The following is a 14309-nucleotide window of genomic DNA, read 5'->3' on the forward strand; positions in this document are numbered from 1 at the left end:
TATTTTATTATTACACTATAAATACTTGGGATTCGACTATCTAAATTCACGTTTCTCGACTTTAAAACAAGGACTGCGAGAAGGGGACACAGCAAATAGATGGGGATTTCATTATTTATGGGATGAGAAACAAAGGTTGGAACAATTCGAGGAATTAAAAAATAAATCTGTTAGAGTGTTGTAGATTTATAAGGATAAAGGCACCTTTTTTCTCAGGGTGCCTTTATCCTTTTATGGTTGGAAATGAAATTGGATGAATCAGCTTACTTAATGCTCGGTCACTACCTATTAATGTCCCCGGAATTTAAAAAGGCTTCCATAAGTAGATAGATATCTATTTTTATTTTAATAGGTAAACAAACAATCATATGTAACACATTATTAATATGATACATGGAGCTACATTAATCCCTATTCTGTTCTATATAGATTGAACCGTAAAATAATATAGTGGATATAAGCCTAAATATATTTTTTAGTTCAATATATATATATCATTTTTTACAATATGGATTTGTAGTTAATAAATAGTAAAGGAGAGATCAACTTAATGGCAGTATTATCAACTGGACCTATTGAGAATAGTCCTGTTAGTGGGGCCAGGCCTATTCAGCAGGTTACCGTTAAAATAATTAACCGCGATGTAGTCAATTCTTCAATTGTTTTAATTCAAGGATACATTTTAAATGGTTTACGAACATTGTATGTACTAGAACAAATAGCTTTAGCCCCCAATGCAGTTGCTACGAGAAATTATCTAGCGAACTTCGACGCATATGAATTCGTTTTTACTACAAGCGGTCCTGCAGAAGAAAGTACTGATATTTCAGTTTGGGGAAAAAATGGGAGTGGTGTAATTATTGATGTTCAGCGCATTGTTGCGGATGAGCAACTAGAGTCTTAAAACTCAACAAATTTACAGAGATAAAACCACAATCATATCAAATGGTTGAGACATAAAATAGAGGGAACAGGATATTGAGAAAGATCTCACTGTTCACAAGAAAGACTTACTTTTACTAGGAAGGAGGGAGTATCTTAATGGCAGTATTATCAACTGGACCCATTGCAAACGATCCTGTTAATGGAGTTAGACCCACCCAACTGGTCACGGTAAAAATCGATAACCGAGATTCTGTAAATTCTTCTACTGTTTTGATCGAGGGTTTTATTTTAAACGGTAGCAGAACATTATATGTGCAAGAACTAGTACCAGTGGGACCAAATGCGGTTGTAACCAGGAACTATTTTGCAAATTTCAATGCATTTGAATTCGTTTTTACCACAAGCGGAGCAGCAGAGGATGAGACTCAAATTTCTGTTTGGGGTAAAGATGCATTTGGGCAATTGGTGCCTGCCCACCGATTAGTTTCTGATGAACTTTTAGGAACCGATCAAGGCGTCCAAGGACCTCAGGGTGTTCAAGGACCTCAAGGCGTACAAGGACCTCAGGGTGTTCAAGGACCTCAAGGCGTACAAGGACCTCAGGGTGTTCAAGGACCTCAAGGCGTACAAGGGCCACAAGGTGTTCAAGGCGTACAAGGCGTCCAAGGACCTCAGGGTGTTCAAGGAACACAAGGCGACCAAGGACCTCAAGGAGTTCAAGGAGCACAAGGAGACCAAGGACCTCAAGGCGTTCAAGGAACACAAGGCGACCAAGGACCTCAAGGTGATCAAGGGCCTCAAGGCGACCAAGGACCTCAGGGAGACCAAGGACCTCAGGGAGACCAAGGACCTCAGGGCGACCAAGGACCTCAGGGAGACCAAGGACCTCAAGGCGACCAAGGACCTCAGGGAGACCAAGGACCTCAAGGCGACCAAGGACCTCAGGGAGACCAAGGACCTCAGGGAGTTCAAGGAGTCCAAGGTGACCAAGGACCTCAGGGAGTTCAAGGACCGCAAGGAGACCAAGGACCACAAGGTGACCAAGGACCACAAGGCGACCAAGGACCTCAGGGTGACCAAGGACCTCAGGGAGTCCAAGGTGACCAAGGACCTCAAGGCGTTCAAGGTGATCAAGGAGCACAAGGCGACCAAGGACCACAAGGTGACCAAGGACCACAAGGCGACCAAGGACCTCAAGGTGACCAAGGACCACAAGGCGACCAAGGACCTCAAGGTGATCAAGGACCGCAAGGTGACCAAGGACCTCAAGGTGATCAAGGGCCTCAAGGAGACCAAGGACCACAAGGTGACCAAGGACCACAAGGTGACCAAGGACCACAAGGTGACCAAGGACCTCAAGGTGATCAAGGACCGCAAGGTGACCAAGGACCTCAAGGTGATCAAGGACCGCAAGGTGACCAAGGACCTCAAGGTGATCAAGGACCACAAGGTGATCAAGGACCTCAAGGCGTTCAAGGTGATCAGGGTGTTCAAGGACCGCAAGGTGACCAAGGACCTCAAGGGGATCAAGGGCCTCAAGGCGACCAAGGACCTCAGGGAGTTCAAGGCCCGCAAGGCGACCAGGGACCTCAAGGAGTTCAAGGTGATCAGGGTGTTCAAGGACCACAAGGCGTTCAAGGTGATCAGGGAGTTCAAGGACCACAAGGAGACCAAGGACCACAAGGCGACCAAGGACCTCAAGGCGTTCAAGGTGATCAGGGAGTTCAAGGTCCGCAAGGCGACCAGGGACCTCAGGGTGATCAAGGCCCGCAAGGCGACCAAGGACCTCAAGGCGACCAAGGACCTCAAGGCGACCAGGGACCTCAGGGAGACCAAGGACCTCAGGGCGACCAAGGACCTCAGGGTGACCAAGGACCTCAGGGTGTTCAAGGCGCACAAGGCGACCAAGGACCTCAGGGTGTTCAAGGAGACCAAGGACCGCAAGGTGACCAAGGACCTCAAGGCGACCAAGGACCTCAAGGCGACCAAGGACCACAAGGTGATCAAGGACCACAAGGTGATCAAGGCCCGCAAGGTGATCAAGGGCCTCAGGGTGTTCAAGGAGACCAAGGACCGCAAGGTGACCAAGGACCTCAAGGCGTTCAAGGTGATCAGGGAGATCAAGGCGACCAAGGACCTCAGGGTGACCAAGGACCGCAAGGCGACCAAGGACCTCAGGGAGTTCAAGGACCTCAGGGAGACCAAGGACCTCAGGGTGTTCAAGGCGTACAAGGCGACCAAGGACCTCAGGGAGACCAAGGACCACAAGGCGTTCAAGGAGACCAAGGACCACAAGGAGACCAAGGACCACAAGGCGACCAAGGACCACAAGGCGACCAAGGACCACAAGGCGACCAAGGACCACAAGGCGACCAAGGACCTCAGGGAGACCAAGGACCACAAGGCGTTCAAGGAGACCAAGGACCACAAGGAGACCAAGGCCCGCAAGGCGACCAAGGACCTCAGGGAGTTCAAGGACCTCAGGGAGTTCAAGGACCTCAGGGAGACCAAGGACCACAAGGCGACCAAGGCCCGCAAGGCGACCAAGGACCACAAGGCGTTCAAGGCCCGCAAGGAGACCAAGGCCCTCAAGGAGACCAAGGCCCTCAAGGTGATCAAGGCCCGCAAGGCGACCAAGGACCACAAGGAGACCAAGGCCCTCAAGGAGACCAAGGCCCTCAAGGTGATCAAGGCCCGCAAGGCGTTCAAGGACCACAAGGTGATCAAGGACCACAAGGTGATCAAGGACCACAAGGTGACCAAGGACCTCAGGGAGTTCAAGGACCTCAAGGCGTTCAAGGTCCGCAAGGTGACCAAGGACCTCAAGGTGTTCAAGGACCGCAAGGCGACCAAGGACCACAAGGTGATCAAGGACCGCAAGGTGACCAAGGACCTCAGGGAGACCAAGGACCTCAGGGAGACCAAGGACCTCAAGGGCCACAAGGTGAGGAAGGACCTGCATAACCGTAAGGGTCTTAAGGCATTCTCTAACCTTAAGGTTAAGGTATATGTAAATTTAGATGACCCAAAGGTTATTTATAACCTTTGGGTCATTTTTTGTCGTATGAACGCTGAAAAAAATTTGTCGAAGTCCCATTTTGGTATTATCCCCTCAAGTAAACACTCGAAAAAAATCTTGTGGTAACAAGAGGAAAAAGGGTCAGTTACACGTAAATGCTTACCTTACCATTTGATTGAAGAACTATGCGGGTTACACGGTGTTCACGCCTGTTAGCTTGCAGGGGTTTCCAGTACACGTCTCAAGCGTACAACACACGATTAAATGAATTCAGCGCAAGGGAAACTTAAACAGCGCGCACCGATGGAGTGTCGGCACGCGCTAACTGTAGAAATAATGTCTGATCATCCTACTTGAAAATTACGGCAATACAACCACCTTTTCTTTACAGGACGCAATAAATTTTGCATATTGAATACAAGTTTCTAATGAATCATTTGGCTCCATTGGCCACCATCGTATGGCTCCCATGGGAGCTTTGGAAGCATAGGTTTCAACTTCATTGGGAACACGGCCTACAACCACAATTTCTGTCTCCTTAAAGTTGTTTTCAATGCCCTCTTGAAGACTCTTTAATAATTGGATATTCTCTTTTTCAGGACTGGAATAGGGAATAGGGAACAATATTGACGATCTGGAAGTGTCTTCTTGAAGAAAGTGAGCAGATTTCCGGGCAGGATCATCTGTAGAAGTCTCCCATATACGACGATAAGGCAATTGCTCTGGTAAACCAAGCTCTTTCAATCTCATTTGAATTCTTTGAAAATAGCATCTATTTAGTTCCCCTACAAGAACCTGAATCTGCTTATTTCTGAGGAATGTAGTGTTATTTCCATTTTCGTTACGATATTGGATATATAACAAATCGGGGATGTATAGAAAGTTAGTACAAAGAAACGTCCGAACCAGCATATCGTAATCATCTGCTACCAGCAGTTCATTGCGATGGCCTCCGATCAGATGATAACAGTCTCTCGTCCACGCACGGGGATGATTGGGTAAACCGACCAAATGACGAATGGTTTTGCTATTAATAGTCGTATGTTTTTGTGCATTTTGCCATCTGTTCATTTTATGCAGCCAGACTCGATAATGAACACTGTAACCAAAACCACAATCCCAGCCATACCAATGAGCATGATTGCTCCCCACATACACCTCAGTACAATCCCCATATACAAAGCCACATTCAGGGTTTTGTTGAAATGCCTTAACGATTTTCTCTAGGCAGTCAGGAGTTAGCTCATCATCATGATCGACTTCTACCAAAATTTCTCCTGTACATAGGCCTGCTGCGTATCTTTTGATGGCCCCTATATAGCCATTGCGGGAGTCTTGGCGATATCTCCGCACACGGTGATCCTCTAAAGGGAGTAAATATTGCTTATATGTCTCATCTTCATCATCGGAGTCATCCACAATTACCCATTCCCAATTTTGATAAGTCTGCTTCAACAAGGATTGATAAGGTCGCTGAATTTTTTCTTTTGACCTGTAACTGGCAGTAAATACGGATACTAAAGGAGTGTCTGAAGAAAATTGAGTTGAAGGAATTGTCCTATTCTCCGGGAGAGGATCTGTTGCTTTGAGCCAGCAGAAAAATAAATGTATGGGTTGAATTTCGTCTGGTGATTGGAAGTGTAACCAGCGTTTTTTTTCGTGAAAAGGCATTAATTTTAGTGTTGTAAATTCTCCCCACTCTTCTCCCAATGAAACGTAGACTCGCGGTTTGTGAACGCTGTTTTCTATTATTGGATCATCAGGCTGATACAAAGTCACTGTGATGTGATTTTCTTCTAACTTCTCTATTAATTCCTTTAAATCTTCCTTGAAAATCTTTTTTGATACAAATATATGAGCTGTCAATAGTGGAGTGAAATCCAGTGGCATGATCATTCTCCTTTACGGGTTTTGAACACCGACGAGAGCGAAGTGTCGATTCAGACGGGATTTTTGGTTAAACCGTTCCATTTTTTAATCATCATTTTATTTTCCAGTAATATATATGTATGTGTATGTGAGCAAAAGGTTACCCACGTTGAAACCAATGAATACATCACTTTTTAGGTGTGTATCTTGAGGCACCTTCATTAGTACTTCAAGAAGAAGCGCAAAAGAAAGGTGGAGGAACTTGGAACATCCATTAGTAAGTATAGTTATTCCTGCATATAACCGACCTCATACACTAAAAATCGCCCTCGAAAGTGCATTGGAACAAACTTACCCGAATATCGAAATCATTATCTGTGATGACAGTACAACTCCTGAAGTACAAGAGATGCTTGAACCTTTTTTAGATTCGTTTCCCCAAATTCAATATCATAAAAATGAGAAGAATCTTTTTCTTGAAAATTGGCACAAATGTTTCGACTTAGCATCAGGGGAATACATCAATTACTTGATGGATGACGACATGTTTCATAAAGAAAAAATAGCAAAGATGATCTATTTTTTTGAAAACTTCGAAAACATCACACTCGTTACCAGTTATCGACAAACCATGAATGAATCAGGGGCTTTTATCCCAGCGAACTATGCAACGAAAAGGCTATACGATGAAACTAGAATCATGGACGGAAAAATGTTGGCAAACGTTGCATTAACCCGGTGTTTAAATGTGATTGGTGAACCCACGACAGTGTTATTTAAAAAAACAGATCTTATCGAACGGTTTGGAGTATATAAAGGAAAACAGTATTCTCTTCTTAATGATTTAGCTTCTTGGTTGACTTTACTATCCAAAGGAAAAGCCGTTTATATTTCTGAAGAGCTAAGCTATTTTCGAATACATCCTAATCAAAATAATCAAACACTTGGTCCAAAGGCGTTCACGGAATGGTTGGATATTATGATTGCCTCAAGAGATGACGGATTTTTGGATACTACCGATTTGTTTAAAACGGCTCTTCATTCTTATCATGAACGTATAAAGGGTCTCCCACAATTTATTTCAGATGTCGAGCGAATTGAAACGATATTAACCACGTTAGACTGAACATTCTGGCTTTACTATCCCATGTGCGAAGGAGGCTGGATCATGTTTGAAATTCCCTTCTTACGGCCTAATTTAGTAAAAAAGGAACGATTTATTACTAATTTTGAGAAAATAGAAGAGACTCGGATTTACTCCAATTATGGTCCCCTAAATAAACGTTTTGAAGAGCAAGTCATTAATCAAATGTTTGATGGAACCGGTTCAGCAGTGACCGTTCATAACGCTACCATCGGGTTGATTTTGGCAATTTCTCAAAGTAAGCGACCCCAGGGCAAATATGCGGTTATGCCAAGCTTTACTTTTGCTGCCACTCCACTTGCTGCTGAGTGGTGCGGGCTTGAACCCTACTTCCTAGACATTGAACCGGAGAATTGGCAAATGAACAGGGAGCAGTTAGAGCAGACAGTCAAGCTGCTGGGGGATGAGATTGCGGTAATCGTTCCTTATGCCACTTTCGGTACAGCCATTGATTTATCCGTATACAATAAGCTGCTGGAGCAAGGAATTCCGGTAGTTATTGATGCTGCTGCCAGTTTTGGAACTATAACTCCGGAGGAAGCCACACATTTCGGAAAAGGCTTCGGAGGAGCCGTCGTATACAGCTTTCATGCCACCAAATCTTTCGGTATTGGAGAGGGTGGCCTAGTATATAGTGTGGATCAGAATCTCATAAAGCGAATTCGTCAGGCGGGAAATTTTGGTTTTTCCAGTAGCAGGGAATCTGTCATCCAAGGTCTTAACAGTAAGATATCCGAGTATACCGCTGCTATCGCTTTAGCCACTCTCGATCAATTCAAGGCTGTACGGGGGAATAGAAAGACAATCTACCAATATTATCTTCAAGAACTGCGCCAAGCAGGCTTATTAGAACGAGGATGGTCTATACAAAAACTGCAAGGATCAGTGGTTCACCAATTTATATCCATCCTTAGTCCAGGCTCCCACAGCAATCAAGAAGTTGTTGAATTATTAGCCTCTAATTCCATAGAAGCCAGAACCTACTTTTCTCCAGCATGCCATCAGCAGAAGCAGTTCCGAAGCTATCCCCATTCTACGCTTGATGTTACCGAGTATATTGCAAAACATATTGTCAGCCTACCCTTGTGGGAAGAGTTGGACGAGACAATCGTTCAAAGAATTGTAAAAGTGCTCCGGAGCGTAGGAAGAGAAAAAAGGAGATGAGAAAAATTGTCATTTGGGGATCGGGAGGACATGCCAGGGAGATTAATTGGTTATGTGAAGAGCTGGGAGTTCAAGTGGTAGGCTTTTTAGACGAACGGCCTAAGACGAAAGGTCAGGTGGTAGATGGCGTTCCTGTACTGGGGACGTTGACTGATATTGAAGTGTTAAAACATGAGGTAGAGCTCCTATGCGCCGGAGTGGGGGACCCGGCATTAAAGAAGCGATTCGCTTATAATACAATTCAATCGGGATTTCGTATCGCAGCCCCGCTAATACACCCCCATGTTCGTTTGTCTCGAAGAAATACCATTGGAGAGGGAAGCATGATCTTTGAGGGGGCTGTCCTGTCGGACAATATTAAGATCGGACATCATGTAATTATCAATCGGAGTGTTAGCGTCAGTCATGATGCGGTTATTGGAGATTATGTAACCATATCTCCCGGTGTGAATCTGGCAGGAAATGTAACTATAGATGAGGGAGCCTATATCGGCATTGGAGCCTCGGTACGGGAGAAACGTCACATCGGTTGTTGGTCTATAATTGGCGGTGGGGCCTTTGTTAAAGATGATATACCCGAATTTACCATGGCTGCAGGTGTACCAGCAGTCGTTAAAAAACGACTTGATATTCCCTGAGTCTTCTTCCTTTGGAACAGAGCGTATTCGATTCGTAGCAATATGCGTGGCAATGAAGTGATTTACCTACCAAAAGGCCGTGCCGAAAAAGGTTCTCACAACCCGATTCCGGCACGGTCTTATTGTATTTTAAAGCTTATACAGCAGCGTACTGACCGCAAGTACCTGTAGCCCCACAGATCGATGTATCCGTCTTGCAGGTTATTCAAAATTAAAATTTATTTTTGATTATTTTTGTATTTATTATTTTCAAATGAAAACAAAAGTGTTATAGTCTCCATAAACCAAGAATAACCACTGTAATAAAGTAATTCAAAACTAAAACTGAACTTGGAGGTCTTTTTCCTATGGTACAAAGTCTGTGGAATTCTTCACAAGCATCTGAGCAAAAAAACACGCTGGAACAGCTCGTATATCGCTCTAACCTTATCGGCACGGACAGAAGTGTGTGCAACTGGGGAGGCGGCAATACTTCGGCCAAAACGACGGTACAGGATTTTCGCGGGCGTGAAGTAGAAGTAATGTACGTCAAGGGCAGCGGTTCCGATCTAGCTACGATGAAAGCGCATAACTTTACAGGGCTTCGTATGGAGGATATCCGTCCCTTGTTCGAAAGAGAGGATATGTCTGACGAGGATATGGTCGCGTATCTGGCGAATTGTATGATAGATGCCAAGCATCCGCGTGCTTCGATTGAGACACTATTGCACGCTTTTTTACCTTTTAGACATGTGGATCATACCCACCCGGACGCAATTATCAGCTTGTGCTGTGCGCATAACGGCAAGGACATTGCGAAAGAGATTTTCGGTGACCGTTTTGTATGGGTACCTTATATTCGTCCTGGCTTTAAGCTGTCCAAGATGATTGCCCAAGGTGTACTCGATCATCCGCAAGCAGAATTGGTATTGATGGAAAAGCACGGTCTGGTTACATGGGGAGAAACTTCCGAGGCAGCTTATGCGAAAACCATCGAAATTATTCAAGCAGCAGAAAGCTATATTAAAGCTCGTCAAGAGGAAAAACAGTCGTTTGGAGGCGTAAAATATAAAGCGCTTACTCCTGAGGAACGCCGCAGTATTGCGTCTAGCGTCATGCCATCCGTTCGGGGAGCGGTCAGTGATGAGAAGAAAATGATCCTTACCTTTGATGATGCAGAGGACGTGCTGGAGTTTGTAAATGGTCAGGATTCTGCTGTATTGTCACAGGTCGGGGCAGCGTGCCCGGATCATCTGGTTCATACCAAGGTGGTGCCGTTTTTTGTAGATTGGACACCGGACGTGAAGGATGTTGAGGGTTTAAAAATAAAGCTTGTAGAGGGTATCGCAGCCTATAAGGAGCAGTACCAAGCTTATTTTGAACGCAATCGGCATGAGGGAGACGTTATGTTTGAGGCCGCGCCGCGTGTGATTTTAATCCCCGGCATCGGTATGATTAACACAGGCAAAAGCTGGAGTAATGCGCAGGTGAGTGGCGCTTTGTATCATCGCGCTATCGCGGTGATGCGGGGTGCGACGGCGTTAGGACAGTTTGTTTCGCTTAGTGAAAATGAATCGTATAACGTGGAATACTGGCCCTTGGAGTTGTATAAGCTGTCGCTTGCTCCGGCAGAAGCGGAATTTTCGCGCAAAATCGCGCTCATTACAGGCGGTGCAGGCGGAATCGGCAGTGCAACCGCACGCCGTCTGGTGGATGAAGGGGCACACGTCGTGCTGGCCGACCTGAATCTGGAAGGCGCGCAAAAGGTGGCCGCCGAGCTGAATGACCACTACGGAGAAAACCGCGCTATTGCAGTCAAAATGGATGTGACGCAGGAGGAGCAGATTCAGGCCGCCTACGCGGAAACCGCATTGACCTATGGTGGTGTGGATATCATCGTCAACAATGCGGGGCTGGCTACCTCCAGTCCATTCGATGAAACATCATTAAAGGAATGGAATTTGAATGTAAATGTGCTGGGCACAGGTTATTTTTTGGTGGCACGGGAAGCGTTCAAGCTGATGAAGGAGCAGACACTTGGCGGCAGCATGGTGTTCGTTGGCTCGAAAAATTCGGTCTATGCGGGTAAAAATGTAACGGCCTACAGCTCGGTCAAGGCGCTGGAAGCGCACCTCGCCCGTTGTATTGCCGCAGAAGGCGGCGAATACGGCATTCGGGTAAATACGATTTTGCCGGACGCGATTCTGCAAGGCTCCGCCATCTGGAACTCCAACTGGCGCAACGAACGCGCCGCCGCCTACGGCATCGAGCCAGACCAGCTGGAGGAACACTACCGCAAGCGAACGACGTTGCTGGTAAACATCTATCCACAGGATATCGCAGAGGGCATTGCCTTTTTCGCCTCATCCAAGGCGGAGAAAACGACAGGCTGTATGCTCACCATCGACGGCGGTGTCCCCGCAGCCTTTACACGCTAGGAAGCCAAGAGAGGTAGCCAATAGAGCTACACGTGATGAAAACAAGAGCTGACTGAATTAAAATGAACCTCAGCAAGCGATAGCCCATTTGAACGGCTCAACACTTAGGATCAAAACCGAACTAATTTAATGTACTAATCCATTAAACTAATCCAGACCACATGACCATAGTACTGAAGGGTTTGTTAATTAGCTAAAAACACGTAAATAAGTTATACGACTTATTTACGTGTTCGCATCCTTTATATACACACTAACATTTTAAAATAGAAGTGACTTTATGGGTGGTCAGCAGCGGAGCGGGCGGAATTGTTCTGAAGAAACGAAGTGTTCGCCTTTGCAACGGGATTTTAACCTTATCATGTGTTATAAAATGAAAAAATCCCGTTGCAACAGCGATCGGAAGAACAATCCGCACGCGAAGCGCCTCCCCATAACTCACTTCACTTTCCAAGGAGGAACCACGATGAGTGACAAAGCGTACGCCTTATTCGAGGAACAGCAGCAACAACGAGGTATTGACCTGGAGCAAGTAAAAACAAAGCTGAAAGCGCTTAGCATAGAAACGCCTTCCTGGGGCTATGGCGACTCAGGTACACGTTTCAAAGTCTTTCAAAAAACAGGCGTGCCGCGTGATCCGTTCGAAAAGCTGGAGGATGCAGCACAGGTTCATGCCGTGACAGGCTTATGTCCATCCGTTGCCATTCACATACCCTGGGATAAAGTAGACAATTACGGCAAGCTTCGCAGTCATGCCGAAAGCCTAGGGCTAAGTCTTGGGGCGGTTAATCCGAATCTGTTTCAGGATGAAGATTACATGCTCGGCAGCGTCACCAATGTAGACCCGGCAATCCGCCGCAAGGCAACAAACCACCTGCTGGAATGCGTGGATATTGCGAAGGAAACAGGTTCCAACGATTTTAGCCTGTGGTTTGCAGACGGAACGAATTATCCCGGTCAGGGAGACATCCGTAAGCGGAAAAATTGGATGCTGGAAGCACTCAGCGAAATGTATAAGGCGCTCACGCCTGATATGCGCATGCTGATTGAATACAAGGCGTTCGAGCCAGCCTTTTATCATACGGATATTGCCGACTGGGGCATGGCGTACAATTACGCGACCAAGCTGGGACCGCAGGCACAGGTGCTGGTGGATACAGGGCATCATCTGCCGGGAGCCAATGTGGAGCATATTGTTGCGTTTCTAGTTGATGAGAAGCGTCTGGGCGGTTTTCATTTTAACAGCTACAAATATGCGGATGATGATCTGATCGTGGGCTCCGCGAATCCGTACGAGCTGTTCTTGATTTTTTATCAAATTTTAAATGCGGCTCAGGATGTAGATGCGGATATTCGGCATACGGTGGACAAAATTGCTTATTTGATAGACCAGTCACACAATATTGAGCCAAAAATCCCGGCGATGATTCGCTCGGTGCTGAATGTGCAGACTCAATATGCGAAGGCATTGCTGATCAATCATGCAGAGGTGGAAGAAGCGGCAAGCCGTCAGGATGTGCTGGGTGCGGAGGATGCCGTGCGCAAGGCGTTTGAGTTCGACGTTGCACCATTGCTCAAGGCAATACGTGAGGAGCAAGGGCTACCCGCTGATCCGATGAAAGCCTATTTAGCGTCTGATTATGGCACGCAGATTTTGCAAAGAGGCAAGGGTGGTGCTAGCTGGTGAGCATCCTCGCATATGATTTGGGGGCAAGCAGCGGCAGAGTTCTGCTCGGACGATTGACGGATTCACGTATAGAGGTGGAGGAAATCCATCGATTTTCGAATGATCCGGTCAAGGTCGGGGAACGTCTGCACTGGGATATGTTGCGTCTGTATCACGAGGTTCAGCAAGGACTGCTCAAAGCCAAGCACATGGGAGTGAACCCGTCCAGCCTGGCGATTGATTCCTGGGCGGTCGATTTTGGACTGATTGGGGAAACCGGAGAATTGCTGGGTAACCCATATCATTATCGGGATTGGCATACCCACGGGGTGATGGAGGAAGTCCAGGAAGGACTAGGCAAGGAGTTTATTTTTCAGCGCACAGGGATTCAGTTTTTGACATTTAATACGATGTATCAGTTGGCTGCTATGCGAAAGACGAGATCGCCGTTGCTGGAGCAGGCAGAGCATTTCTTGATGATTCCCGATCTGCTGCGGTATTTTCTGACGGGTGAAATGGTTAATGAGTTTTCCAATGCGACCAGCACGCAGTTATATAATCCGTTGCAGCAGGACTGGGATGATGAGCTTTTGTCTGGTATCAGCATTCCCCGTTCATGGTTTGGAAAGGTACTGGAGCCGGGAAGTGCCGCCGGTACGATCCGTTCTTCGGTCATGACTGATCTGGGCATCGAAGCGATTCCTGTCATTGCGGTCGCGGAACATGATACGGGATCGGCTGTGGCTGCCGTGCCTGCGTTGGAGCGGTCATTTGCATATTTAAGCTGCGGAACGTGGTCCCTGATGGGAACGGAAACCCCGCAGCCCGTGATCAACGACGATACGCTGAGATTTAATTTTACGAATGAAGGCGGGGTAGGCCGGACCTACAGGCTGCTTAAAAATATTATGGGCTTGTGGATTTTACAGGAGGCACGCAGAGAGTGGGAGCGTCAAGGAACCTCTTATTCCTTTCCTGAGCTGGTACACATGGCGGAGCAGGCTCCGGCGTTCGCTTCTTGGATCGACCCGGACGATGAGCTGTTTCTGCATGCCGGGGATATGAAAACACGCATACGCCAATATTGCCGTAATACCGGGCAGCCTTTGCCGGAGACACCGGGAGAGGTTACACGCTGTATTTTGGAAAGTCTGGCGTTGAAGTACCGTTACGTTTTGGAGCTTACGGAACGGGTGTCAGGGCAAAGGTTTAACGGGTTGCATATGGTCGGCGGGGGGATTCAAAATCGGCTGTTGTGCCAATGGACGGCCAACTCGATTCAAAAACCCGTGTGGGCTGGACCCGCCGAAGCAAGCGCAATCGGCAATCTTGCGGTACAATGGATGGCACAGGGAAAGTTCGCCGATATATGGGAAGCACGCCGGGTCATCGCGGATTCTATTTCCGTAGAGGTGTATGAACCTGCTGAGTCGGAAGCGTGGGAGGATGCCTACGGACGATTCCGGCGGGTGGCGGGACTTTTTGTACATTAAAGATGTGGAGTGAG

General features: G+C 46.8%; 9 protein-coding genes. 8 read left to right on the forward strand and 1 reads right to left on the reverse strand.

Annotated features, from left to right (window positions below; genetic code table 11):
* Positions 1-550 precede the first annotated feature (550 nt).
* The gene (locus tag AC0WRU_RS11055; RefSeq protein ID WP_476128303.1) at positions 551-904 is read left to right on the forward strand and encodes a hypothetical protein; all 354 of its coding nucleotides are present in this window, start codon (positions 551-553) and stop codon (positions 902-904) included.
* A gap of 513 nt (positions 905-1417) precedes the next feature.
* Positions 1418-4030: a hypothetical protein gene (locus AC0WRU_RS11060; protein WP_476128304.1), complete on the forward strand. Its 2613-nt coding sequence runs from the start codon at positions 1418-1420 to the stop codon at positions 4028-4030.
* A gap of 234 nt (positions 4031-4264) precedes the next feature.
* On the opposite strand, the gene AC0WRU_RS11065 is transcribed toward AC0WRU_RS11060, so the two are convergent.
* Positions 4265-5794 carry a glycosyltransferase gene (locus tag AC0WRU_RS11065; RefSeq protein WP_476128305.1) on the reverse strand — a complete coding sequence of 510 codons (1530 nt, stop codon included), beginning with the start codon at positions 5792-5794 and terminating at the stop codon, positions 4265-4267.
* A gap of 241 nt (positions 5795-6035) precedes the next feature.
* On the opposite strand from AC0WRU_RS11065, the gene AC0WRU_RS11070 reads away from it, so the two are divergent.
* The 6 genes from AC0WRU_RS11070 to rhaB all read left to right on the forward strand — a co-directional run bounded on the left by AC0WRU_RS11070 (position 6036) and on the right by rhaB (position 14295).
* On the forward strand, positions 6036-6899 hold the full coding sequence (locus tag AC0WRU_RS11070; protein WP_476128306.1) for a glycosyltransferase family 2 protein: 864 nt from the start codon (positions 6036-6038) through the stop codon (positions 6897-6899).
* Between the two features lie 42 nt (positions 6900-6941).
* Positions 6942-8081, forward strand: a complete 1140-nt coding sequence (locus AC0WRU_RS11075) for a DegT/DnrJ/EryC1/StrS family aminotransferase (protein WP_476128307.1) — start codon at positions 6942-6944, stop codon at positions 8079-8081.
* Positions 8078-8719: an acetyltransferase gene (locus AC0WRU_RS11080; protein ID WP_476128308.1), complete on the forward strand. Its 642-nt coding sequence runs from the start codon at positions 8078-8080 to the stop codon at positions 8717-8719. Before AC0WRU_RS11075 ends, AC0WRU_RS11080 begins: the two co-directional genes overlap by 4 nt.
* Positions 8720-9066: 347 nt before the next feature.
* Positions 9067-11136, forward strand: a complete 2070-nt coding sequence (locus AC0WRU_RS11085; RefSeq protein ID WP_476128309.1) for a bifunctional aldolase/short-chain dehydrogenase — start codon at positions 9067-9069, stop codon at positions 11134-11136.
* A 466-nt stretch (positions 11137-11602) separates the two neighbouring features.
* Entirely contained in the window at positions 11603-12823 is a 1221-nt protein-coding gene (gene rhaI, locus AC0WRU_RS11090) for an L-rhamnose isomerase (RefSeq protein WP_476128310.1), read from the forward strand.
* Positions 12820-14295 carry a rhamnulokinase gene (rhaB, locus tag AC0WRU_RS11095; protein ID WP_476128311.1) on the forward strand — a complete coding sequence of 492 codons (1476 nt, stop codon included), beginning with the start codon at positions 12820-12822 and terminating at the stop codon, positions 14293-14295. Before rhaI ends, rhaB begins: the two co-directional genes overlap by 4 nt.
* Positions 14296-14309 lie beyond the last annotated feature (14 nt).

The sequence above is a fragment of the Paenibacillus sp. 1-8 genome, from assembly GCF_056316205.1.